At 64.6% G+C, this 21713-nt stretch carries 17 protein-coding genes and 1 pseudogene; 4 read left to right on the plus strand and 14 right to left on the minus strand.

The genetic code is table 11. The annotated features are described in order from the left end of the window. The first annotated feature begins 143 nt into the window (after positions 1 to 143). Entirely contained in the window at positions 144 to 2711 is a 2568-nt protein-coding gene (locus tag AACH87_RS13845) for an ATP-binding protein (protein WP_338795044.1), read from the plus strand. Positions 2712 to 2863: 152 nt separating this feature from the next. Then, entirely contained in the window at positions 2864 to 5242 is a 2379-nt protein-coding gene (locus tag AACH87_RS13850; RefSeq protein WP_338795045.1) for an AAA family ATPase, read from the plus strand. A 112-nt stretch (positions 5243 to 5354) separates the two neighbouring features. Here AACH87_RS13850 and AACH87_RS13855 read toward each other — a convergent pair whose 3' ends face one another. From AACH87_RS13855 to AACH87_RS13875, 5 genes are all read right to left on the minus strand, one after another. Continuing rightward, positions 5355 to 6236 carry an alpha/beta fold hydrolase gene (locus AACH87_RS13855; protein WP_338795046.1) on the minus strand — a complete coding sequence of 294 codons (882 nt, stop codon included), beginning with the start codon at positions 6234 to 6236 and terminating at the stop codon, positions 5355 to 5357. Positions 6237 to 6440: 204 nt separating this feature from the next. Continuing rightward, entirely contained in the window at positions 6441 to 7085 is a 645-nt protein-coding gene (locus tag AACH87_RS13860; RefSeq protein WP_338795047.1) for a glutathione S-transferase, read from the minus strand. A gap of 378 nt (positions 7086 to 7463) precedes the next feature. After that, positions 7464 to 8366 (minus strand): transporter, encoded by a 903-nt coding sequence (locus AACH87_RS13865; RefSeq protein WP_338795048.1) that lies wholly within the window; start codon positions 8364 to 8366, stop codon positions 7464 to 7466. Positions 8367 to 8455: 89 nt separating this feature from the next. Continuing rightward, the gene (locus tag AACH87_RS13870; RefSeq protein WP_338795050.1) at positions 8456 to 9223 is read right to left on the minus strand and encodes a coniferyl-alcohol dehydrogenase; all 768 of its coding nucleotides are present in this window, start codon (positions 9221 to 9223) and stop codon (positions 8456 to 8458) included. A 70-nt stretch (positions 9224 to 9293) separates the two neighbouring features. Next, on the minus strand, positions 9294 to 10769 hold the full coding sequence (locus AACH87_RS13875; RefSeq protein ID WP_338795051.1) for a benzaldehyde dehydrogenase: 1476 nt from the start codon (positions 10767 to 10769) through the stop codon (positions 9294 to 9296). A 338-nt stretch (positions 10770 to 11107) separates the two neighbouring features. Here AACH87_RS13875 and AACH87_RS13880 point away from each other — a divergent pair, with 338 nt between their 5' ends. Continuing rightward, entirely contained in the window at positions 11108 to 13045 is a 1938-nt protein-coding gene (locus AACH87_RS13880; protein ID WP_338795052.1) for a sigma 54-interacting transcriptional regulator, read from the plus strand. Positions 13046 to 13283: 238 nt separating this feature from the next. After that, positions 13284 to 13907 (plus strand): LysE family transporter, encoded by a 624-nt coding sequence (locus tag AACH87_RS13885; RefSeq protein WP_338795053.1) that lies wholly within the window; start codon positions 13284 to 13286, stop codon positions 13905 to 13907. Positions 13908 to 13989: 82 nt separating this feature from the next. On the opposite strand, the gene AACH87_RS13890 is transcribed toward AACH87_RS13885, so the two are convergent. From AACH87_RS13890 to AACH87_RS13930, 9 genes and pseudogenes are all read right to left on the minus strand, one after another. Further along, positions 13990 to 14397 (minus strand): SRPBCC family protein, encoded by a 408-nt coding sequence (locus AACH87_RS13890; RefSeq protein WP_338795054.1) that lies wholly within the window; start codon positions 14395 to 14397, stop codon positions 13990 to 13992. 226 nt (positions 14398 to 14623) lie between these two features. Further along, positions 14624 to 15361, minus strand: a complete 738-nt coding sequence (locus AACH87_RS13895; RefSeq protein WP_338795055.1) for an SDR family NAD(P)-dependent oxidoreductase — start codon at positions 15359 to 15361, stop codon at positions 14624 to 14626. A gap of 42 nt (positions 15362 to 15403) precedes the next feature. Then, on the minus strand, positions 15404 to 16966 hold the full coding sequence (locus AACH87_RS13900; protein ID WP_338795056.1) for a cryptochrome/photolyase family protein: 1563 nt from the start codon (positions 16964 to 16966) through the stop codon (positions 15404 to 15406). Next, positions 16963 to 18279, minus strand: a complete 1317-nt coding sequence (locus tag AACH87_RS13905; protein WP_338795058.1) for a DASH family cryptochrome — start codon at positions 18277 to 18279, stop codon at positions 16963 to 16965. Before AACH87_RS13905 ends, AACH87_RS13900 begins: the two co-directional genes overlap by 4 nt. Continuing rightward, on the minus strand, positions 18276 to 18395 hold the full coding sequence (locus AACH87_RS13910; RefSeq protein WP_338798961.1) for a DUF2256 domain-containing protein: 120 nt from the start codon (positions 18393 to 18395) through the stop codon (positions 18276 to 18278). The genes AACH87_RS13905 and AACH87_RS13910 overlap by 4 nt, the downstream gene beginning before the upstream one ends. Further along, positions 18376 to 18456, minus strand: a pseudogene (locus AACH87_RS13915) (hypothetical protein); the annotation flags it as partial. The pseudogene AACH87_RS13915 and the gene AACH87_RS13910, both read right to left, overlap by 20 nt. Next, positions 18453 to 20024, minus strand: coding sequence for an FAD-binding domain-containing protein (locus AACH87_RS13920; protein ID WP_338795059.1), 1572 nt, complete (start codon positions 20022 to 20024; stop codon positions 18453 to 18455). The pseudogene AACH87_RS13915 and the gene AACH87_RS13920, both read right to left, overlap by 4 nt. A gap of 53 nt (positions 20025 to 20077) precedes the next feature. Beyond that, positions 20078 to 21112, minus strand: coding sequence for an FAD-dependent oxidoreductase (locus AACH87_RS13925; RefSeq protein ID WP_338795061.1), 1035 nt, complete (start codon positions 21110 to 21112; stop codon positions 20078 to 20080). Continuing rightward, the gene (locus AACH87_RS13930; RefSeq protein WP_338795062.1) at positions 21109 to 21675 is read right to left on the minus strand and encodes a lipocalin family protein; all 567 of its coding nucleotides are present in this window, start codon (positions 21673 to 21675) and stop codon (positions 21109 to 21111) included. The genes AACH87_RS13925 and AACH87_RS13930 overlap by 4 nt, the downstream gene beginning before the upstream one ends. Positions 21676 to 21713: the final 38 nt, after the last annotated feature.

A 21713-nucleotide genomic window follows, 5' to 3' on the forward strand; every position in this document is an offset into this window, starting at 1 on the left:
TAGCGCCCGGCCTTCCGGCCCTGACTCTATCGCTACAAAAATAATAGCTGCCTGCGCTTATTCCATAAGCGCTAGCTGCCATTTTCTTATCAACCAGCCGCTGCGGGCCTGCACCAGCCCCGGCAGCGGCCCCCACGTTGCCCATGCCTGCTCACGCCCTCTCTGCCCCGCAACTGCGCCTGACCATTGACCCCGCCACCCTGGGCTTTGCCAGCACCGCCGAGCTGCAAGACCTGCCCCTGCCATGGATTGGGCAAGAGCGCGCCCAGGCCGCCGCACAGTTTGGCCTGCAGATGGCCCAGCCCGACTACCACCTGTTTGTGCTGGGCGAAGTGGGCAGTGGCCGCGCCTCGCTCATGCGGCAGGCCATGCACACGGCAGCAGCCTTGCGCCCCGTGCCGCCCGACCTGTGCTACCTGCACAACTTTGAATCGCCCGAGCACCCACGCGCCCTGCGCCTGCCTGCAGGCCAGGGCCGCGTGCTGCGCCGCGCCATGGCCGAGCTGGCCAAAACCCTGCAGACCGACATCCCCCGCCACCTGACAAGCCCCGACTTCCGCGCCCAGGCCCGCAGCATCGAGCAAGCCTACGAAGCGCAAGAGGCCCAGGCCTTTGCGACCCTGCAAGCCTTTGCGCAGGCGCGGCAGTTCCAGCTCTCGCGCACCGACGAAGACGGCGGGCATCTGGTCTTTACCCTCACCGGGGCCAACGGCCAGCCGCTGACAGAGAGCGAAGCCCGCGCGCTGCCGCCCGAGCAGCGCGCCCGCATTGACGAAGCCGAGCAGGCCCTGCGCAGCGAGATCGTGGCCTTTGCGCAAACCCTGCGCCCGCTGGAACGCACCCGCGACGACGCGCTGAACGACCTGCGCCGCGGCACCGTGCGCCCCGTGGTGCAACAGGCGCTGAACGCCGTGCGCGCCGCCATGCCCGAGCAACCCGAGCCCCTGCCCGCTTGGCTGCAACAGGTGGAGCGCGAACTGCTCAACCACCTGCACTGGTTTGAACTGGCCGACCTGCCCTCTTCCGGCATCCCGGGCAACGCCAGCAATTCGAGCAGCTCCGGCAAAGACACGCGCTCAGCCCCCGGCAATGACTACGAAGACGACACCGACCGGAACAACAACCGTGACGACGACGCGCAAGACGCGCTGGACCACCTGCTGCACCTGTGCCAGGTCCATCTGGCGGTAGACCACCACGGCCAGGCAGGTGCGCCCGTCATCGTGGAAGACAACCCCCAGCACCGCACCCTGTTTGGCAGCATCGAATCGCGCCACGACGGCGACACACCCCAGGCCGACTACACCGGCATCCGCGCAGGCAGCCTGCTGCGCGCGCACGGCGGCTTTTTGCTGCTGCACCTGCACGACCTGACGCATGAAGAAGGCCTGTGGGCGCGCCTGCGGCGCTTTCTGCGCTGCAACCGCCTGCACATTGACGAAGCCACCAGCGGTGCCAGCGCAGGCGCACCCGTGGCCCTGCAGCCCGAGGCGGTGCAGGTCGATGTGAAGATCGTGCTCATCGGCACCGTGGACGAGTACTACGCCCTGCAAGAGGCCGACCCCGACACCGCCCGCCGCTTTCGCGCCAAGGTGGACTTTGTAGAGCGCTTTACCGCCAGCCCCGCCACCCGCCTGGCCAGCGCCATCTTTGTGGCCCACAGCTGCAAACGCCGGGGCCTGCCCCACTTTGGCGCGCCCGCCGTGGCCCTGCTGTTGGAGCAAGCCCACCGCGAGGCCGACGACCAAGGCCGCCAAAGCGCCCAGTTCGGCCACATCGAAGCCCTGCTGATGGAAGCCGCCGCCCTGTGCCAGGCCCGTGGCGGCGCACTGGTAGAGCCCGCCGACGTGCACGCCGCCCAACAGGCCCGCACCCTGCGCCACAACTACCCCGAAGAAGAACTGCACGAATCCATCGTCGAAGGCGAGCGCCTCATCACCCTCACCGGCAGCGCCGTGGGGCAAATCAACGCCCTCACGCAAATCGACCTGGGCGACTACCGCTTTGGCTTCCCCGTACGCATCACCGCCCGCACCTTTGCGGGGCAAGAAGGCCTGCTCAACATCGAGCGCGAGGTCGATATGTCCGGCCCCATCCACGACAAAGGCGTGCTCATCCTGCACAGCTACCTCACCGCCCTGTTCAGCCATGTGGCACCACTGGCGCTCAACGCCTCCATCGTGTTTGAGCAGGAATACAGCGGCATCGAAGGCGACTCCGCCTCGTGCGCCGAGCTGTATGCGCTGCTGTCCAGCCTGTCAGGCCTGCCGCTGCGCCAGGGCATCGCCATCACCGGCGCACTCAACCAGCATGGCGAAGTGCTACCCGTGGGCGGCATCAACGAAAAAATCGAAGGCTGGTTCCGCGCCTGCGATACGGCGGGGCTGGACGGCACCCAAGGCGTACTCATCCCCGCCCGCAACCAGCGCCACCTGATGCTCAGCCGCGCCGTGCTGGACGCCGTGGAACGCGGGCTGTTCCACGTCTACACCATGCAGCACGTCAGCGAAGGCATTGCGCTGCTGACGGGCGAGGCATCGGGTATGAGCCCGGCGGAGCTAGTGCAGGCGCAGGCCGATGCACTGGCCGGAGGTGCAGCCACGGTGGAGGACACGGTGATGCAGCGGGCGGAAGTGACGCTGCGGGGGTATCGGAGGGCTTGTCAGGTGGCGGGTGGGGCGCGGAGGGGGCGTGGGGGGCGGAGCAGATAGGAAGAGCTGCGCAAGTTCGAGATGAGCGTAATCGCCTGGTCTCGGCGTGACTTACAAGCACCCGGCCACTCAGCCCGAAGTATTTAGAGCCGCTATTCCGCAGCCATTACCACGCGCGTTGATACATCTCACTGAAAACACACTTCCCGTTCATGGCTAAGTTCTTTCCGACACTCGATCAAGCGGAATTCCGCAGCAAAGGCGAGTTCCATCTCTTCCAGGAATTGGCCGCGCTCGACGACGGCTTTACCGTCATTCACTCCTTGCCGTGGCTGCGCGGTAGAACCAAGCGGGTGTACTCCAAGGAACTCCAGGAGTACCTACAGGAGCCGATTGCCAGAAAGCATCTCTCCGGCGAAGTGGACTTCGTAATCTTGCATGTAGAGCTGGGCATGCTGTGCATCGAGACGAAGTCTGGACGCTACAAACCCTCGGGCTTTCGATTCGTCCACGAACGGGACGGATACGAAATTGATCCACTGACTCAGGTGAGGGACAACACCTTCGCCCTCAACGAGATGCTGCGGTCATGGCAGATGAAGTGTCCCGTTGGGTACGCAGTGCACTTCCCGGATTTCGATCTCGATATTTCGCAGATTTCCAATGCATACCTGCCGCTTGGCCGACCGCTCGCGGACGGTATCCTAATCCTGCAGAAACATAGCGCAGCGATGCCCTCACGCATCATGCAATTGATGGCGCACTGGAAAGTTGCACTGAACTACGGAAATCAGAACAACTTCAGCCGTGAAATCAATCGCTTTCTCGAAGCTGTCTGGCCGCAAGAAGCTCGGGATGGCCATCTAGGACGCAAAATTCTCGCTGATGGCGAGTTGTGGCTTCGACTGGACGAAAAGCAAGCGAATCAAGTCTCCTTGTGCCTTGAAGCAAATCAACGTTTGATAGCGGGATTCTCGGGCAGTGGTAAGACGCTGATTGCACGCTCCCTGGCAGAGCAATTTGCGGTTCGGGACTTTAAGGTGCTCTTCCTTCTCAAGAATCGACAAATCACGCAGAAAGTGGCCCTTCAACTGGGTCATATCGGCCCATTGGTCACGGTTCAAACCTTCCACTCCTATTGCGAGTCACTAGGCGCGCGGAACAGGGACACGAACGTCGGCGAACCCAACTACGACCACCATCACTTGGCGCTGCATGGAACTGTTGACCAAAAATACGCCGTATTGATCGTCGATGAAGCTCAGGCACTGAACGAAGCTGATCACATAGCGTTGCACGACCATTTCACTAACGCACGCAAATTCGTCTTTGCCGACGAACTTCAGGTTCTTCCCGGAATCGAAAAAGGCAGCTCCTACCGCTTCTTAGAAGATACCTATGGTGAACGATTCTTCTACTTGGCGACGGTGTATAGGAATCCCGGCGGCATCACCAAAACGATGATGGAGATGCGCCCCCCTCAACACGAGGTCAACCGCATTCGTCCCATCTCAACGGAGGACCTGTCCAGAAGAATCTGCAAAGATGTTCCCAAGAGCATTAACACATTGACGGCGGAACTCTTGAAAGCGGGTATCAACGCAGACGACTTGGTAGTACTTGGTCAGTTCCCATGGTCGCTCGAAGGAGTCAATATCTCGCGCTCCACGATCTCGGCATATCGGGGCATGGAGAAGCCGATCGTCATCATCGTGGCGGGCTTCGAGATGGACGACACCACGCTAGCCTGCGCACTCGGGCGAGCAACTACGTGCGCTTACATCATCGTACCTGTAACGTTGTTAGTCGGCGTGAGCGCTGTGAAGTCGGATTTCCTGCGCAAAGGCCTGGAGAAAAGCGACCGTGCAAGAGTGCTAGATCAGGACGCCTATGCTCCGAATCCAAGTTTCATCACGAACAAAATACCAAGATTTGCGGGCGCAATCGGAAGACACCAAGTATTCGGTGAAGGTTTCTTTTACGCAAGCCGTTGGAAACGATGGATCTACGAAGGAGGTGCGCGGTGGACCAGCCGCGGAGTACAGCTCTGGGGCTGGTGGCTATCGCTCTCGACAAGCCTTCCCATTTCGGGAGTTGATCTTGTGCGCAACGAGCTGACCGACAGCTACTTACATCAGTGCACCAAGTGCTGCACCATCACACCGCATGACCCATATGGCGAATGTCTGACCTGCACTGCTTCAGCATTGGACGAAACCAGAATCCCAGCGATCGTTCTACAAGCGACCAATTTTGGAATCATGCCGCCGAGTGCACGGGGAGCATCACTGCTCAAAACCGCCGCAGTGGTCGAAAATTTCGATTTCCCCCGAGCAAATGACTCGGTACGCGGGATAACTGAAATGCCCGCGTTATTCCTCGCTACAACGATTGTTGAGTTTCGGATGCGCACCGAAACAGGAGTTGCTAACAAAGCCCAGATCAACCAATGGCTGAGAGAAGTATTAGTAAGTAGCGAATTGGATGATCCCATCGAAGACCTTGTAGGTCGTACGATTAGTAGCTTGTGTGCACAAAAGCTGTTGGTAAAGATCGATACTGGCCGGTATCGACTTAGCGGTTCCAAATAAAACCGCTCCCGCGCGCTCAAACCAAGCCTCCAGCCTCTGGTATTCCTTCACTTGCAATAGAGTGTCGAAGTGAAAGAGCTACCAGCACTACCAAACCACTCGCTGTTGCACATCAAATCGCTGCAACCCGCCCCCGCAACCACCCCAGCACATCGCTCGTTACGTCATCCCGATTCGTCTCATTCAAGATCTCATGCCGCGCCGCCAGGTACAGCTTGACCGTGACATCGGCCAAACCCGCGTCCCGATACCGCTGGCCCAGTTGCTCAAGCAAGACGCCGCCTGCGGCCAGCGGGTCTGCGTCGCCGGATGCGATGAGGATGGGCAAATCGCTGCGGATGCGGGCGAGTTGTGCGGGGTCGGCCAGGCGCGGTGCGGGGGCGAAGAGTGAGGGGATGACGTCGGGTGGCACGTCCCAACCGCACCAGGGGTCGGCCACGTAGGCGTCTACCTCGGCAGCGTCGCGCGACAGCCATTCGTAGCCGGTGCGGTGTTCAAAGCCTGCGTTGAAGGCAGCCAGCCCGGCAGGCGCATCGGCGGGGGCGTTGGCCATGGCGGCAGCGAACAGGTCGAGGGCGGTGGAGCCTGACAGGATGACGCCGGACCAAGTGGCGGAGTGATCCAAGATGGCCGCCTGCGCTGCAAACGAGCCCATGGAGTGGCCGAACAGGAAGACGGGCAGTCGCGGTCCGTGCTGGGCGCGCAGCAATGCGCCAAACTGGGCCACGTCGGCAATCAGGCCGTTGAAGCCTGCGCTGCCAAAGTCCCCCAACCTCCCGCCAGCGGTGCGCCCGTGGCCGCGATGGTCTGCCGCGTGGACGATAAAGCCTGCGGCGTTGAGGGCGCGGGCAAAGCGGTCGTAACGCTCGCCATGTTCGGCCAAACCGTGAGAGATTTGCACTGCCCCCACAGGCTGGCCCAGGGTTTGGGCCCAGGTGTAGGTGGTGATGCGGGTGCCATCGGCGTTGGACTGGAATGAGGAGGTGGTGCTCATCAGTTCATTCTGGCACGGTGATGGGGCCGCGCTGTCGCTTGCGCATCATCGCCGCCTGATGCGGGGGCGCGCTGTGCAGCAGGCCATGGCCATGGCGCTGGCCCACGCGCTGCAGCGGTGTGGGTGCGCCAACAGGGCCACGGCAGATTTGCAGCCGCCGCCATTGCAACTTTTTGGCGGTGCTACCCGTTGCAGGTAACCCCGTTACCACTTGGGCTGGATGCGCTCGCCCGGCAGCATGTCGTAGGGACTGCCCCATCCGGGCAGTTGGCGCAGGCGCTGCAGCCACGCATGGATGTGGGGGTAGCTCGCGGCCACGTCGTAGCCGCTTTCTTCCAGCGGGTAGAACATGTAGCCGCACAGAGAAAAGTCGGCAATGGTGGGCTGATCGCCCACCATGAAGGCCCGGTGTGCCAGATGCTTGTTGACGATGCCAAAGGCGTTGTCCATGCGCCCTTTCAGCCAGCCCATCACTGCTGCATCAGGGGCTGTGGGGCCAAACGATTTCATGAAGCGATAGGGGGCAAAGTAGCCGGTGAATTTGTGGTTGTCGAACAGCACCCAGCGCAGCACTTCCAGCTTGTCGTCCTCGGTGTTGCCCAGATACGCGGGGGCGTGCTTTTGGGCCAGATAGGTCAGGATCACGCCAGACTGGGTAAGGCTGCGCTCTCCGTCCTCCAGCACAGGGGCCTCGCCCATGGGGTTGACCTGCTCGCGCCAGTCTGCCGTGCGGGTGACTCCGTTCATGAAGTCCACAAACACGGGCTCCCACTCCAGACCCAAGGTCTGCAGAAAGAACGCCACCTTGTATGCATTGCCAGACTGGCAAAAGCTGTGAAGACGGTACATCGCACACTCCTCCTTATCGAGCCGAGCGGGGCAAACCATTTGCCCGCTACCGGGGGGAGTGTCGCCAAAAACAGCGGTGCTGGGGTTCGCGTTCTTGAATTTATGGGGCCAGCGTGAACTTGCTTGAACCGTTCACGCTGAGCCTGTCGAAGCGCTGCGCTGGGCTTCGACAGGCTCAGCCTGAACGGGCTTTTATGAATCCGGACTTTTTGAACTTGAAAGTCCGTTCGGGCTGAGCTTGTCGAAGCCAGGGCACGGGCTGTGCGGCGCTTCGACAAGCTCAGCGTGAACGGTTCAAGCAGGCGCATGCAAGATCAACAAAGCCCTGTGAAAAAGGCTCAGTGCCTGCAGCACCAGTGGAACACGCCACAGGCGCTATCAGAACGGCACCGTGGTGCGCAGCCAGAATGCCGAGCCTTGTGCCCGGTTGCGTGCACCAAACTCTTTTTCTACCTTGGCGGTGATGAGCCAGCCCTTGTCATTGGCGTAGCGGACGGAGGGGCCTATGGACTGGCTGCGCCCGCGTGCGCCGGGCACCACCGCGCCGTTGAGCTTGTCGTCGCTCCACTGCCGGTACACGTACCCGCCCACGCCCACAATCCAGCCGCCGCCCAGGCCCCAGCCCACGGCGTAGTCGGCGATGAATTCGCGACCCGAGCGGTAGCCCGTGTCGTCGTTGGTGCGGTTGAAGTTGAGCGTGGCTTTCACGTCGGCGTTCAGGCCGGTCGGGTCCATCCACGTCACCACGCCAATGGGCTGCCACGAGAGGTAGTTGCGCCCGATGTTGGCCTGGCGGTTGCGGTCGTATGCGCCGGTGGGCAGCACGGCGTCCAGCCCCGCCACGGTGTGCAGCTTGGCAGAGTGGTGCCAGGCAATGGCCCCGCCCACGGTCACATCGCCCAGGCCGGTGCGCGAATCGCTTGCGCCCCCGGCACGCACCGACAAATCCACCAGCGGCAAGATGGTGTGGGCCGCAAAGTTGCCCCCCAGCACCTCCACCGGCGTAACCCAGATGATGCGCGTGGCAGCCACATTGGCCCGCACCTTGAAGCCGGGCACCGGCACGGCGTTGCCCTGCCCATCGTTGACGCGCGTGGCGCTGTAGCGGTTCAGGTACTCCAGCACATACAGGCCGGGCGGTGGCGCAGCCCCGGCGGTGAAGTTCTCTGTGCCTACGGGGTAGGTGGAGCCACCACCCTCGGTAGCAAAAGCGCCGTGGGTGAGCAGGCCGCCCAGTGCCAGGGTAAGGCACAGGCGCAGGGGTGTTGAATGGATGGGCATGTTGTCTCCTCGTTATGGGTTTTGTGTTGCGAGTGCGGAGCGGTTGCTTGCTGCACCGCTGGCAGGTATTCGGTGGGACTCAGGCGGGCTCAGATGTAGGTCGAAGCCAGCCCGCCATCCACCGGCAGGTTGATGCCGCTCACCCAGCGTGCCGCGTCGCTGCACAGGAAGGCAATCACCGGAGCCACTTCGTCGCTGAAGGCGGGGCGCTTCATGCGGTGGGCGTCTTTCTCTACGCGCTCCTGCCCCAGCATCTGCACAAAGTCGCCCAGAATGGGCGTGAACACCGGGCCGGGGGCAACGCAGTTCATGCGCACGCCGTGCTCCATAAAGATCTTTTGCGACTGGGTGTACGTCCACACGATCAGCGCCTCTTTGAAGTACTGGTAGCAGGTCTCTTGCGGCACGGGGTGCTCTGCCAGCCACTTGGCACCTTCATCAAAACTGGTGGTGGCCCCCAGGGCGCGGTGCTGCTCCAGCCGCTGGGGCCACTCTGCCCCCAGGATGGACGAGATATTGACGATGGAGCCGCCCTCGCCCATGCGCTGCAGCACGCGGTGGGTGAAGTGGCGCAGGCCCAGGTAGTTGACGCGGCCCACCAGCTCGGCCGGTGCCGTGCCGGGCACGCCGGCAATGTTGGCCAGTGCATCCACCTCGGAGGGGAGGCGGGCCAGGGCAGCGTCAATCGCCGCAGGGTCGCCCAGGTCAATCGGCACAAAGCCATCCAGCGTGAGCGTGGGAGCGTTGCGGTCTACGCCAATCACGCGGGCACCTTGCTGGCGGGCCAGCTTGGCAAAGTCTGCGCCAATGCCCGAGCAGCAGCCGGTGACGACGATGGTTTTGTTTTGCAGTGTCATGAAACTTGTCTCCTGTTTTTTTGAGGGGGGGCCAGGCCCAGTACGGCCCAACCGCCATGGGCCTGAAACTTCAGAACGGGAATGCGGGCGGCGCGTCCTTCACCGTCACCCACTGCCATTGCGTGTATTCGTCAATGTCCGCAGGGCCACCCACGCTGCTGCCGTTGCCACCCAGGCCGGGGCCGCCAAAGGGGTTGGTGCATTCGTCGTTCACGGTCTGGTCGTTGATGTGCACCATGCCTGCACGCAGGCGCTGGCCCAGTGCCAGGGCGCGGCCCACGTTGGGGCTGATGACGGCGGCAGCCAGCCCGCCCTGGCTGGTATTGGCCAGTTGCACGGCTTCGTCATCGGTGCGGAAGGTGACGAGGTTGACCACGGGGCCAAAGGGCTCTTCGTCAAACGAGCGGATGCCGGGCTTCACGCCCGAGAGCACGGTGGGCTTGTAGCAAAGGCCGTCGTAGGTGCCGCCGGCCTCCAGCTTGGCCCCTTGGGCCACGCTGTCTTTGATGACGCTGTCAAAGCGCTGCAGTTGCTTGGCGTCGATCATCGGCCCCAGGGCCACCTGCCCACTGGCACCATCGCCCACCGGCAGGTGCGTGGCCTTGGCCACCAGGCGCTGCTGTAGCGCTGCGGCGATGGATTCGTGCACCAGCACGCGGTTGGACGCCATGCAGATCTGCCCCTGGTGGAACCACGCACCAAAAGCCGCCGCGCTGGCAGCGGCGTCCAGGTCAGCGTCTTCCAGAATGATGAGGTTGTTGGCCCCGCCCAGCTCCAGTGACACCTTCTTGAGGTGCTGGCCCGCCAGCGCGCCAATGCGGCGGCCCACGGTGGGCGAGCCGGTGAAGGCAATCATGGGCACGCGCTCGTCCACCACCAGCGCCTCGCCCGCCTCGGCGTCGCCGGGCACCACCTGCAGCAGGCCTGCGGGCAGGCCCGCCTCTTCAAACACGCGGGCCATGATGAAGCCACCGCTGGCAGGCGTGCGCGTGTCAGGCTTGAGCACCACCGCATTGCCCAGCGCCAGCGCCGGAGCCACCGAGCGCAAGCCCAGGATGAGCGGGAAGTTGAACGGCGAAATCACCCCCACCACCCCATACGGCACGCGCCGCGCAATGGACAAACGCCCTGGCGTGCTGGGCAGCACCTGGCCTTGCGCCTGCATGGGCAAGGCGGCAGCCAGTTGGCACAGCGTGATGGCCTCGCGCACCTCGTGCTGGCCCTTGGGCACGATGCCGCCCGTCTCACGCGCAATGTGCAGGGCCAGCTCGTCAAAGTGCTGCTCAAAAATGCGCGCCGCGCGCAAAAACACCGCGGCACGTTCACGCGGGCTCTGCGCGGCCCAGGCGGCCTGGGCCTGCGCTGCACGGCCAATGGCGGTGCGCATGTCGCCCGCGCTGGCCACACCCACCAGGCCCAGAATCTTGCCGGTGGCGGGCTCCACCACATCGCGCACCGCACTCAGCGTGGTGCGCCACGTTCCATCAAATGCCTTGCCTGCCCACAGGCTGCTGTCCAGCAGGCCCGGTGTTTCAGAAATTCCCATGTGCGTTGCTCCTTGTGTGTTTGCGTAATCGCCGGGGTAGTCATCACCGCCACCCGGCAAGCCGGGGCTTGTTCATCACCAAGCGACTGACCTCCGGGTGCGGTGTGGCCTGTTTTTGCAACGCGCATACCAGGCAGGCACGTGCAAGGCGGCACAAGGGGTGCAAAAACGGTGTTTTTCAGAGGGAGCGCTACGGACTTTCCCTAGTCATTCAGTGCGCTGGCATGGGCGACTTTTCACCGCCAAATCGTTACGATTCATCATCAAAAGCAGCCACTGCAATTGATCAAATGATCACTTTTTGATGAATTTTTGATTCACTTCCGGTACACCAGCCCATGCCCAAACGCCGTATTTCTTTGGCCGACCTGCACCGCAACGCCATGGGCCAGGGTCAGGCCTTGCTGGGCAGCGTGCCCGCTGAAGCCCCTCGCGCCCTGGGCGGGTTTGACACCCACGGCATCAGCCAGCACGCCCACCCCACGGTGGCCGACATCAGCGAATGCCTGTTCTTCTCGCCTGGCGACGGGCGCATCTGGCTGCAAGACCAGCGCATGGTGCTGCTGCACGCTGAGGCCCTGGGCGCGCTGCGGCGCGAGCTGATCGACAGCATTGGCCTGGACAAGGCCCGCGGCCTGCTGACCCGCGCAGGCTATGTGAGCGGCGCACGCGACGCCCGCCTGGTGCGCAAGCAGTGGCCCGATGTAGAGCCCCAGGCCGCTGCCCTGGCAGGCACCCGCCTGCACGCGCTGGAGGGCGTGGTGCAGGTAGAGGTGGTACACGCCCGCTACAACGCCGAGCTGGGCGACTACGACGGCGAATTCCTCTGGCACAACTCCAGCGAGGACGACGAGCACATTGCTGCCTACGGCGTGGGCGGCTCGCCCGCATGCTGGATGCAGGTGGGCTACGCCACTGGCTACGTCAGCACCCTGTTTGGCCGCATGATCGTTTTTCGTGAGGTGGAGTGCCGATCGTCCGGCGCAGCGCATTGCCGCGTGATCGGCAAATCGGCCGAGCGCTGGGACGACCCCGAGCAAGACCTCTTCTACCTGAACGCGCAAGACTTTGTAGGCACCCCGCCCGCCGCGCTGGCCGACAAGCTGCTGGGCAAAGCAGGCCGCACCACCTACCTGGGCACGCCACCCGGCAAGGCACCTGCTACCCCGCCTACTCACCCCACCCCCACTGCAGCAGAGCCCACCGCCCACGCCACCATGGTGGGCGCGTCATCCGCCTTTAACGCTGCCTGCCACATGCTGCAGCGCGTGGCCCCCACCGCCGCCACTGTGCTGTTCACCGGGGAATCGGGCGTGGGCAAGGAAATGTTTGCCAGCATGCTCCACCGCATCAGCCCGCGCAGCAGCCAGCCGTTTGTGGCCATCAACTGCGCAGCCATCCCCGAAACGCTGGTGGAGAGCGAACTCTTTGGTGTGGAGCGCGGTGCCTACACCGGCGCAGGCACATCCCGCCCCGGCCGGTTTGAGCGCGCCCACGGCGGCACCCTCTTCCTCGACGAAATCGGCACGCTCAGCCTGGTAGCCCAGGGCAAGCTGCTGCGCGCCCTGCAAGAAGGCGAGGTCGAGCGCGTTGGCGGCACCCGCACCGTGCGCGTGGACGTGCGCCTGGTGGCCGCCACCAACGTTGACCTGCGCCAGGCCGTGCGCGAGGGCAGCTTCCGCGAGGACTTGTTCTACCGCCTCAACGTCTTCCCCATCCACCTGCCCCCGCTGCGCGAGCGGCGCGACGACATCCCACTGCTGATGAGCCACTTCTTGGCCCACTACCAGCGCAAGCACCAGCGGCAGGTGCCCGGCTTCAGTCAAACTGCGGTGAAGGCGATGTTTCACTACCCCTTCCCCGGCAACATCCGCGAGCTGCAGAACCTGATTGAACGCGCGGTGATCTTGGCGACGGATGGCGAGCCAATTGAGCCGCACCATCTGTTTGCGGGGGGTGAGCAAAGCGGCGGCGGGGTGATGTCGCTGCACTTGCAAGGCAACAGCGGGGGGACGTTGCATGCGCAGGGGTTGGCGGGTGTGGGGGCTGCTGCGATACAGGTTCCGCAAACCGCTGCAGCAGCGAGTGTGCGGGCTGGTGCGGGGCCAATGCCTGCCGCTGCGCCGGTGGTGGCACCGCTGCACCAGGCGGAAGAGCAGATGCTGCGGCAGGCCCTGCAGAGCGCGGGGGGGAACGTGGCGCTGGCTGGGAGGTTGCTGGGGATCAGCCGCGCGACGATGGCTTATCGGGTGAGAAAGTTTGGGATTAGGAATTGAGAAGAGGAGCCCAGACGGCAAACCGCCGCTGCGAGGGCCCTGGCGCTCATCCGCCAGATCGCCAGCGAAGAAGTGGGCTGCTGCCTCTTGGTGGAAAAGAGCAGAGCTGAAGGGCTCCACAGATGTGTCTGCGGGGGTGCAGCCAAGGAAGAGCGGGACATGAGCGACGCCGCAGGTAAGATGAGCGGCATCTACTCACCCACCCGGTTCAGCTTGAGAGGTTGTCGGTTTCTCCGACATGCTCGACCTCTCTGCTGCCGTACAAGGCTTTTTGCTTGCCCTGGGCCTTTTCGTCTGCCCCGGCCCCAAGGACGTTCTGGTTTTCCGCGAGGCACTTCTGGGGCGCTCTCGGGCAGTGCTTGTCGCCATCAGTAGTGGCAGCGACCTTGTCCTGATTGCCGTGGGCGTTCTCGGTGTCTCTGCGGCGCTTGAAACCTTTCCCTCTCTCCAAATGCTCTTGCAGGCCGCAGGCGTGGCCCTGCTCCTCGGTCACGCTGTGCACGCGGCGTGTGCTGCATCAAAAGGGTCCTCTGCAGTTCTTGTCTCTGCGACCCAAGAGGCCAACGGAAGTTGGGTGCGCCGCCTCTTGGTGATGTCTCTGGGCAACCCTGCCTCATGGCTCGATACCGTGGTCATCCTTGGATCGGTGGGGGCAGCACTACCCTCCTCAGCCAGTGTGACCTTCTCCTTGGGTGCCGTGTGCGCGTCGGTCGTGTGGTTCACCGCGTGGGTCTTTCTGGCCAGGGGCACCAGCCACTGGCTGACCTCGCCAAAGAGCTGGCAGATCGTGGATGCAGTGACGGCGATGGCCATGTTCGGCATGGCGCTCTGGCTGACCAAGGATCTTGCTGCCCTGTTCTGACCACGCACCTGCGCGTGGATCGTGTGGCGAAGTGCCCGTGTGCTCAGGCAGTTGCTTCCAAACCGCCGCCTGGATTCAAAACCTACTGCTGCTTGTGCACGTACTTGGCAAAGTTATCCAGAATGGACTGCCAACCCTGACGCTGCTGCTCGACCGAGTGCTGCTGTTCCGCGTCGAAAGTGACACGTACCTTGACACCGTTGGTTGCACGGCTGAATTCCACCACGGCACCCCGCTCACCAAACGAGTATTCAATGAGCTGGTGTGGAACGACTTTCGTATAGGTGCCCGCAAAGTCAAAGCCAAAGCTGCCGTCCTTGGCTTCCATGCGGGATGAGAACGAGCCTCCCTCGCGCAAGTCCACCGTGGACTGTGTGGTGTGCCAGTCGTCTGATGCTGCGTTCCATTGCTTGATGTCCTCTGGCGTCGTGTAAGCGCTCCAGACCCGGTCGATGGGAGCGTTGACAGTGGTTTCCACGGTGATCTTCATGCGGCCTCCTTGTGTGCTGGTTCACCAGTATGCGATGCAAGAGCTTGGCGGTCGAAGCAAAACGAGGGGATCGAATGGGTCGGATCGCAGGAGTCAGGTCTTGCAATTTGCCCCTAGAACCCGCTCGCGTCGAACTGACTCAAGACCAAATCGCCCGCTAGCGCTTGATAGACGGGCGCATGCAGTATCAAAACGATAGCAAAACGCTTTGATCGCACCAGCGCGGCTACCAAGGCAGCTTGTCCCCGCTGTACGCATAAAACCCGCCCGTTTCTTCCACAGGCACCCTATCCAGCACCCGCAACATATCCCCCGCCGCATCAGCAGCCGGGCGGCCAATTTCTGCGCCATTGAACGGAGCCGACAAGGCTGAATTGACGGTGCCTGGGTGCAGCGCTACCAGCACGGCCTGCGGGTAGGTACGGGCCACTTCGATGGACGCGGTTTTGACCACCATGTTGAGCGCGGCCTTGCTGGCGCGGTAGCTGTACCAACCACCCAGGCGGTTGTCGCCAATGCTGCCCACCTTGGCCGACAGCACGGCCAGCAGGCTGCGGCCCTGCTTGGGCAGCAGCGGCGCAAAGTGGGCCAGCACCAGCGCGGGGCCAAAGGTGTTGGTGCGGAAGGTGGCCTCTATCTGCGCGTAGTTCAACTGGCCCAGGCGCTTTTCGGGCATGCCGTGGGGGCCGTGCAGCAGGCCTGCGGCGTGGATGATGCAGTGCCACGGGCCCTGGGCCTTGAGTTGCTGGGCGGCAGTGGCGATGGTGGCTTCGTCGTCCAAGTCCACCGCTGGGTTGGTATGACGGCCCAGCCCCACAGCCAGGGCGCAGCGTGGGTCGGCCTGCAGGTGGGCGAGAAAGGCGCTGCCGATGGCGCCGGTGGAGCCGATGACGATGACGCGGTAACCCTCGGGCAATGACTGCAAAGAGGTGAACGGCGTTGCGGTGGGCTGAGCTTGTGACATGGCGCGGTCCGGTGAGGGTTTGATGGAGGGGCAGCAGGGGGGCTACAGCGCATCCAGCCGCGTGCGCAGACTGACAGCATGCTCACGCAGCGCATCCAGCTGCGGGCCCTGCATCTTCTGCAACTGGCGGTACACCATGCCGAGGCGAAAGTTGTTGCCCAGCGTGCCTTCGTTGCGCACAAAAAAGTCCCAGTAAAGCGCGTTGTACGGGCAGGCGCGCTCACCCACTTTTTGCTTTTTGTCGTAGTGGCAGCCGCTGCAGTAGTCGCTCATGCGGTCGATGTAGGCGGCGCTGCTCACATAGGGTTTGGTGGCCAGCAGGCCGCCGTCGGCAAACTGGCTCATGCCCACGGTGTTGGGCACTTCCACCCATTCGAAGGCGTCGATGTACACGCCCAGGTACCAGCGGTGCACGGCGGCAGGGTCAAGCCCCGCCAGAAGCGCAAAGTTGCCGATGACCATGAGACGCTGGATGTGGTGGGCATACGCATGCTCCAGCGACTGGCCCACGGCGTGCTGCATGCAGCGCATACGGGTTTGGCCCGTCCAGAACCATTCGGGCAGCGGCATGCTGTGGCCAAGGGCGTTGCGCTCGTCGTAGCCGGGCATGTGGGCCCAGTAGATGCCGCGTACGTATTCGCGCCAGCCGAGGATCTGGCGGACAAAGCCCTCCACCGCAGGCAGGGGCGCAGCGCCTGCGTGGTACGCGGCCTGGGCGCGTTGCACCACCTCGTGCGGGCACAGCATTTTGGTGTTGAGTGCGAAGGACAGCAGCGAGTGAAAGAGCCGCGCGCTCTTGGTGCTCATGGCGTCTTCATACGCGCCAAAGTCGGGCAGCGTGGTGGTGATGAAGTGGTCGAGCCACGCCAGTGCCTCGGCCCGGTTCAGCGGCCAGCGCAGCGCGTGGGCCTGCGGGTTGCCAAAGCTTTGCACGCCCGCGGCCTGGATGGTGGCCCACAGGGCGCTGTGGTCGTGCGTGGGGCGGTCGTCAGGCGGCAAAGCAGGCGTGCCGGGCCAGGGCTTGCGGTTGTCGTGGTCGTAGTTCCATTGGCCGCCTTCAGGCTCGCCAGCCTCGTCGATCAGCACGCTGTGGCGCTGGCGCATGCGGCGGTAGAAGTGCTCCATGAGCCACTGCTTGCGACCCTTGAACACTTCGGCCATCTCAGTGCGGGTGGTGTAGAAGTGCTCGCTGCTGACGGCTTGCACGGCAAAGGGTTGCTCTGCACCCCAGGTGCGCAGTTGCTCGTCCAGCCGCCATTCGTCGGGGTGCTGGTATTGCAGCGTCTGCGCGCCATAGTGGGCCATCAGGGCAGCCAGGTTGTCGGGGATGGACTGGCGGTTGCTGGGGTCGTCAATCGCCACGTAGCGCACGCGGTGACCGGCTTCGCGAAGGTGGCGGGCCAGGTCGCGCATGGCGGCGAAGATGGCGAGGATTTTTTGCGCGTGGTGCAGCACGTAGTCGGTCTCTTGCCGCACTTCCATCAACACGTAGACAACGCCGTCGTCCTGCGTGGCAAACCATGAATGCTCGGGGTTGAGCTGGTCGCCCAGCAGCAGGCGCAGCGTGTGGGCACGCTGTGGGGTGGAGGGTTGCGGCGTGGTCATGCTGTGCCCCACATGCGGCGGTAGCTGCCGTCGGCGTCGTGGTCTTGCGCCTGCTTGATGGGGTTGAAGCGGCGCCCCCCGCGCGGGTCGGTGCCGCGCCCGGCGATGTAGAGCCAGTTGGCCTGGTTGCTGTACACGTCGTAGTCCACCAGTTGCGATTCAAACCATGCAGCGCCTGCGCGCAAGTCGCCCCGCAGGTCATAAATGAGGTAGCTGGCCACCACCTGACGCAGGCGGTTGCTGAGGTAGCCTGTGGCGGCCAGCTCGCGCATGGCGGCATCGACCAGGGGCTGGCCGGTATCGCCCCGGCACCAGCGCTCAAAACCGCGTGGGTTGTGTGGGGCGGGTGGCAGCTCTGACAAGCCGCGCGCCCGGTACAGCGCCGCGCCGTATTGCAGGTGCAGCAACCGAAAGTAGTCGCGCCACAGCAGCTCAAACCACAGCCAGTAGGTGCCATCGTTGGCACCGTGGTCACGCTCAAAGGTTTTCAGATCGGCATCAATCTGGCGCGGAGACAGCGCGCCGGTAGCCAACCAGGGCGAGAACTTGCTGGAGTAGTCCAGCCCCGTGAGCCCGTTGCGTGTGTCCTTGTAGCTGTGGGGCAGCTTGCGGGCCAGGTACTGCGCCAGGTGGGCCAGCGCAGCGGACTCGCTGCCGTCGCAAGCGGGCGTTCCGTACGGGAAGGATGAACGGACATCGCTGCCCTGCGGTGGTGCGGGTTGCAGGATGGCTGCGGCGCCCTGCTCTGCACCCACCGCCTGCAACACGGGTGCGGGCACGTCAGGTTGCGGCAGCAGCCGGGCGGGTGCAGGCAATGGCACAGCGGGGGTGATGCCTGCGCGCTCTACCTTTTGGCGGAAGGTGGTGAACACGCCGGGCAACTGGTCTACCGGCCATGGCATGCGTGCCGGGGGCAGCAGGCTGCTGTGCCACACGGCGCGCACCTGCAGGCCAGCGGCGCGCAGTGCAGCCACCTCGGCCTGTTCGTAGGGGGCGGCAATGTCTTCGCACACCACGGTGGTGGCACCCACGGCCTTTGCCAGCTGCGGCAAGGCGGTGGCGGGAGGGGCTTGGCAGATGAGCAGTGGGTTGCCCAGTGCGCTCATCTGCCCTTGCAGACCGCGCAGTGCGGCGGCGGTGAAGGCGCGGCGGTGCGCGCACACACGGGCAAAGCCCCAGGGCGTGGATTCATCAGGCGCAGGCAGGCACACCACAGGCAGCAGGTGCGTGGCACCACTGGTGAGGGCTGCACGCAGCGCGGGTTGGTCGTGCAGGCGCAGGTCGTTGCGGAACCAGAACAGCACGGTGCTCATGCGGCGCCCTCCCCTGCGGACTTCTCGCTGCGCTTGCGTTCGGTGCGGCAGCGGTCAGAGCAGTACTTCACCTCGTCCCACACCTTTTCCCACTTCTTGCGCCAGGTAAAGGGCAGGCCGCAGTGTTGGCAGGTCTTTTGCGGAAGGTCGGATTTTTTGCGCATGCGCATGGTTCAAAAGTCCAGGGTTTGCTGCTGGGGGTGCTGGACGGCGTTGCGCGCGCGGGCCTGGGCACGCGCCCGTGCGCTGCCGCCATCGCGAAACTGGCGGGAGCCGTGCTTTTCCACAATCGCAGCCTGGGCGGCGCGCACAGCGGGCTGGGCGCGCAGGCCGTGCACACGGGCCTTGGCGGTGCGGGTGGCGGTGTCCAGGTCTACCAGCGGCACGGCAATGTCGTGGCCCACGCGCACGCCGCAGCGGGCCTGCACATCGGGCGGCATGCGCCAGGGCTCTAGCAGCCAGGCATCGGGCACGCGGCGCAAGGCGGGCAGCCACTGGCGCACAAAGTGGCCGTGGGGATCATGGTCTTGCGCCTGCTTGATGGGGTTGTAGACGCGGGTGGTGTTGATGCCGGTGGTGCCCGCCTGCATTTGCATCTGGCTCCAGTGGATGCCGGGCTCGTAGTCCAGAAACTGGCGGGCCAGCCACTCGCCCACGGGCCGCCAGTGCAGCCACAGCGGGTACGAGGCCACCGACACCAGCATGGCCCGCATGCGGAAGTTGATCCAACCCGTCTCGCGCAGCATGGCCACACAAGCGTCCACCATGGGCCAGCCGGTACGCCCGGCGACCAGGGCATCGAAGTGAGCGGGGTTCCATTCGCCTTCGCGCAGGCCGTTGTAGCCACGGTGCAGGTTGTGGTGCTCCAGCGCGGGCTCGGATTCGAGCTTTTGGATGAAATGGCAGTGCCAGTGCAGACGGCTCATGAAGGCGGCGAGCCCCTTGCGCTGCCAGGCGGCTCCAGGCTCGGTGCTGCCTTTGAGCTGTTGCTGGCGGCGCTGGGTGGCCTGCACCACCTCGCGCATGCCCAGGCAACCCAGAGCCAGGTAGGGAGACAGGCGCGAGCAGGCACTGGGCGCGGTCAGCGGCGATGAGATGCCGCCCCTATAGCCCTGGCTGCGCTCTGCCAAAAATTCTTGCAGCACGCGCAGACCTTCTTTGCGGCCACCTCGCTGGCGCTGGGGTGGGTCGTGCGCAGCCAAGCCCAGCGCGGCCCCGCTGGGCCAGGGCTGTGCGGGCCACGGCAGTGTGCGGCTTTGCACGGCCTCTGGCGCGGGGGCGGGCACCACGGGCGTATGCATGAAGGCCTGCCAGTGCTGGTGCCAGTCACCACGCGAGCGCAGGCGGCGCACCACGCCGTGCTGCGGCCATTCGCGCCAAGCCACGCCCTGCGTGCGGCACCAGCGGCCCACGGCCAGGTCGCGGGCATAGGTATGGGCGTTGCCCGTTTCTTCGTGTGCCACCAGTGTGTGGAAGGGGGCCAGCGCGTGCAGGCGGGCCAGCACGTCCACCACCTCGCCCACGGCCACCTGCAGCGTGGCACCGCGCCGCTGCAGAGCTTGGGCCAGGTCGTGCAGGCTTTCTTGCACAAAGTGGTAGTGCTGCAGGGCCGCATCGGGCTGCGCCCACAGGCTGGGCTCGACGACATACAGGCACAACACCGGGCCACTGGCGGCAGCATGGTGCAGCGGCGCGTGGTCGTGCACGCGCAAGTCGCGTTTGAACCAGACGACGGTGTAGCTCATGCCCTGCCCTGCCCTGCCCTGCCCTGCGCCGCTCTGGCCCCGTCAGCCCGCCATCAGCCCACCACGGCGCGGGCCAGGGATTGGCCGCTGAGCCATGCGCCCTCGACCTTGCCGCCGCTGATCCAGTCGCCGCACATGCCCAGTTGCGCGTCAGCATCCCACCAGTAGCCCAGCGTGAGGGCGGGCTCGGTGTCGGCATAGCGCCAGCGGTGCGCGGTGGCTTGCACCTGCGTGGGTGCGGGGCCGCCCAGCGCCTGGAAGGCGGCGAGCAAGGTGGGGGTCACGCTGTCGGCGGTGTCTTCAATGTGGGCATCGCTCCACTCGGGGCTGGCGTGCAACAACCAGGTCTCAGTGCCGGCGGGGGCCGTGCGGCCGGGCTTGCTGCTGTCGCGCGCCACCCAGCGCAGCGGGCCGGTGTTGATAAAGGCACCGTCCCACGCCAAGGCCACGGGCGCAGCACACCGCACCATCACCGCCCAGCTGCCGCGCATGCGTGCGCTGGCGGCCACCGCAGCGCCCGTGGCGGCCACAGGTTGCAGCAGGGGCACGGCTTGCGGGGCGGGCACGGCCAGCAGCACGGCGCTGTAGCGCTGCGCGTGCAGGCCGTGTTCGGCCGAGGTGATGGCCCAGCCATCGGCATGACGCTCCAGCTTTTTTACCGTGGTTTGCCACTGCGCCAGCGCCCTATTGCCCGCCTGCTGCAGGCCCTGCACCAGCCAGCCCGCAGGCGATGTCATGCGGGGGGTGCCCACAAAGCGCTCCAGCGGGGTGGCGGGCGTGGTCCACGCGGTGCCGTCAAAGCTGGCAAGGCGTGCGTCCCACAGTGCGGCCACACCGGCCTGCTGCCAGCGGGCGACTTCAGCGCGGAACTGCGGATCGCGTGCAGTGAAGTACTGCGCGCCGTGGTCGCACTGCCAGGGGCCAGCCGCGTCTTCGGCGCGGCGCGTGCTCATGCGGCCAGACGGGCCCCGGCTTTTGTCGAACACATGCACGGTGTGCCCCGCCTGCAGCAGGGCCTGTGCGCACGACAGGCCCGCCAGGCCTGCGCCGATGACGGCGATGGGAAGTTTGGGAATGGGTGCGCTCATGGCTGCGGATCGGTGCGGTCGTGGGTCACCCAGATGAGGGCCTGCGTGTCGATGCCCAGTGCCTGGGCGCGGGCGATGAGCTGCTCGCGCACAGCGGGGGCCAGTTGCTTGGTGCGCGACAGAATCCAGCAGTAACTGCGGTCTGGCCCCACCACCAGCGCCCATTGGTAGTCGGCATCGAGCGCGGCCACGTGGTAGCCGCCGTAGAACGGGCCAAAGAACGAGACCTTGAGTGACGCGGTGTTGGTATCGCCGGTGAACTTGGCCTTACCTTCGGCCTGGCGCCAGTCGTTCTTGCCCGTGTCAAAACCCCGGTTGAGCACACGGACGCTGCCGTCGCCCTGGCGCTGGTAGGTGGCAGACACATCGGTCATGCCCCGCTCAAAAGAATGGTCGAGCCGCGCTGCCTCGTACCACTTGCCTTCGTAACGGGTCAGGTCAAACGGTGTGACCGGGGTGATGCCCTGGGGCGGCTGCGTGGACGAGCAACCGGCCAGCAAGGCCGCAGCGCCCAAGGCGGCAACCAGAACAGACCGGCGATGAATGGGGTGGGATGAAGGCATAGAAACCAATCAGTCACAAAACAAACCGAATGGTAAAC

The organism is Acidovorax sp. DW039, assembly GCF_037101375.1.
GTDB lineage: Bacteria > Pseudomonadota > Gammaproteobacteria > Burkholderiales > Burkholderiaceae_C > Acidovorax.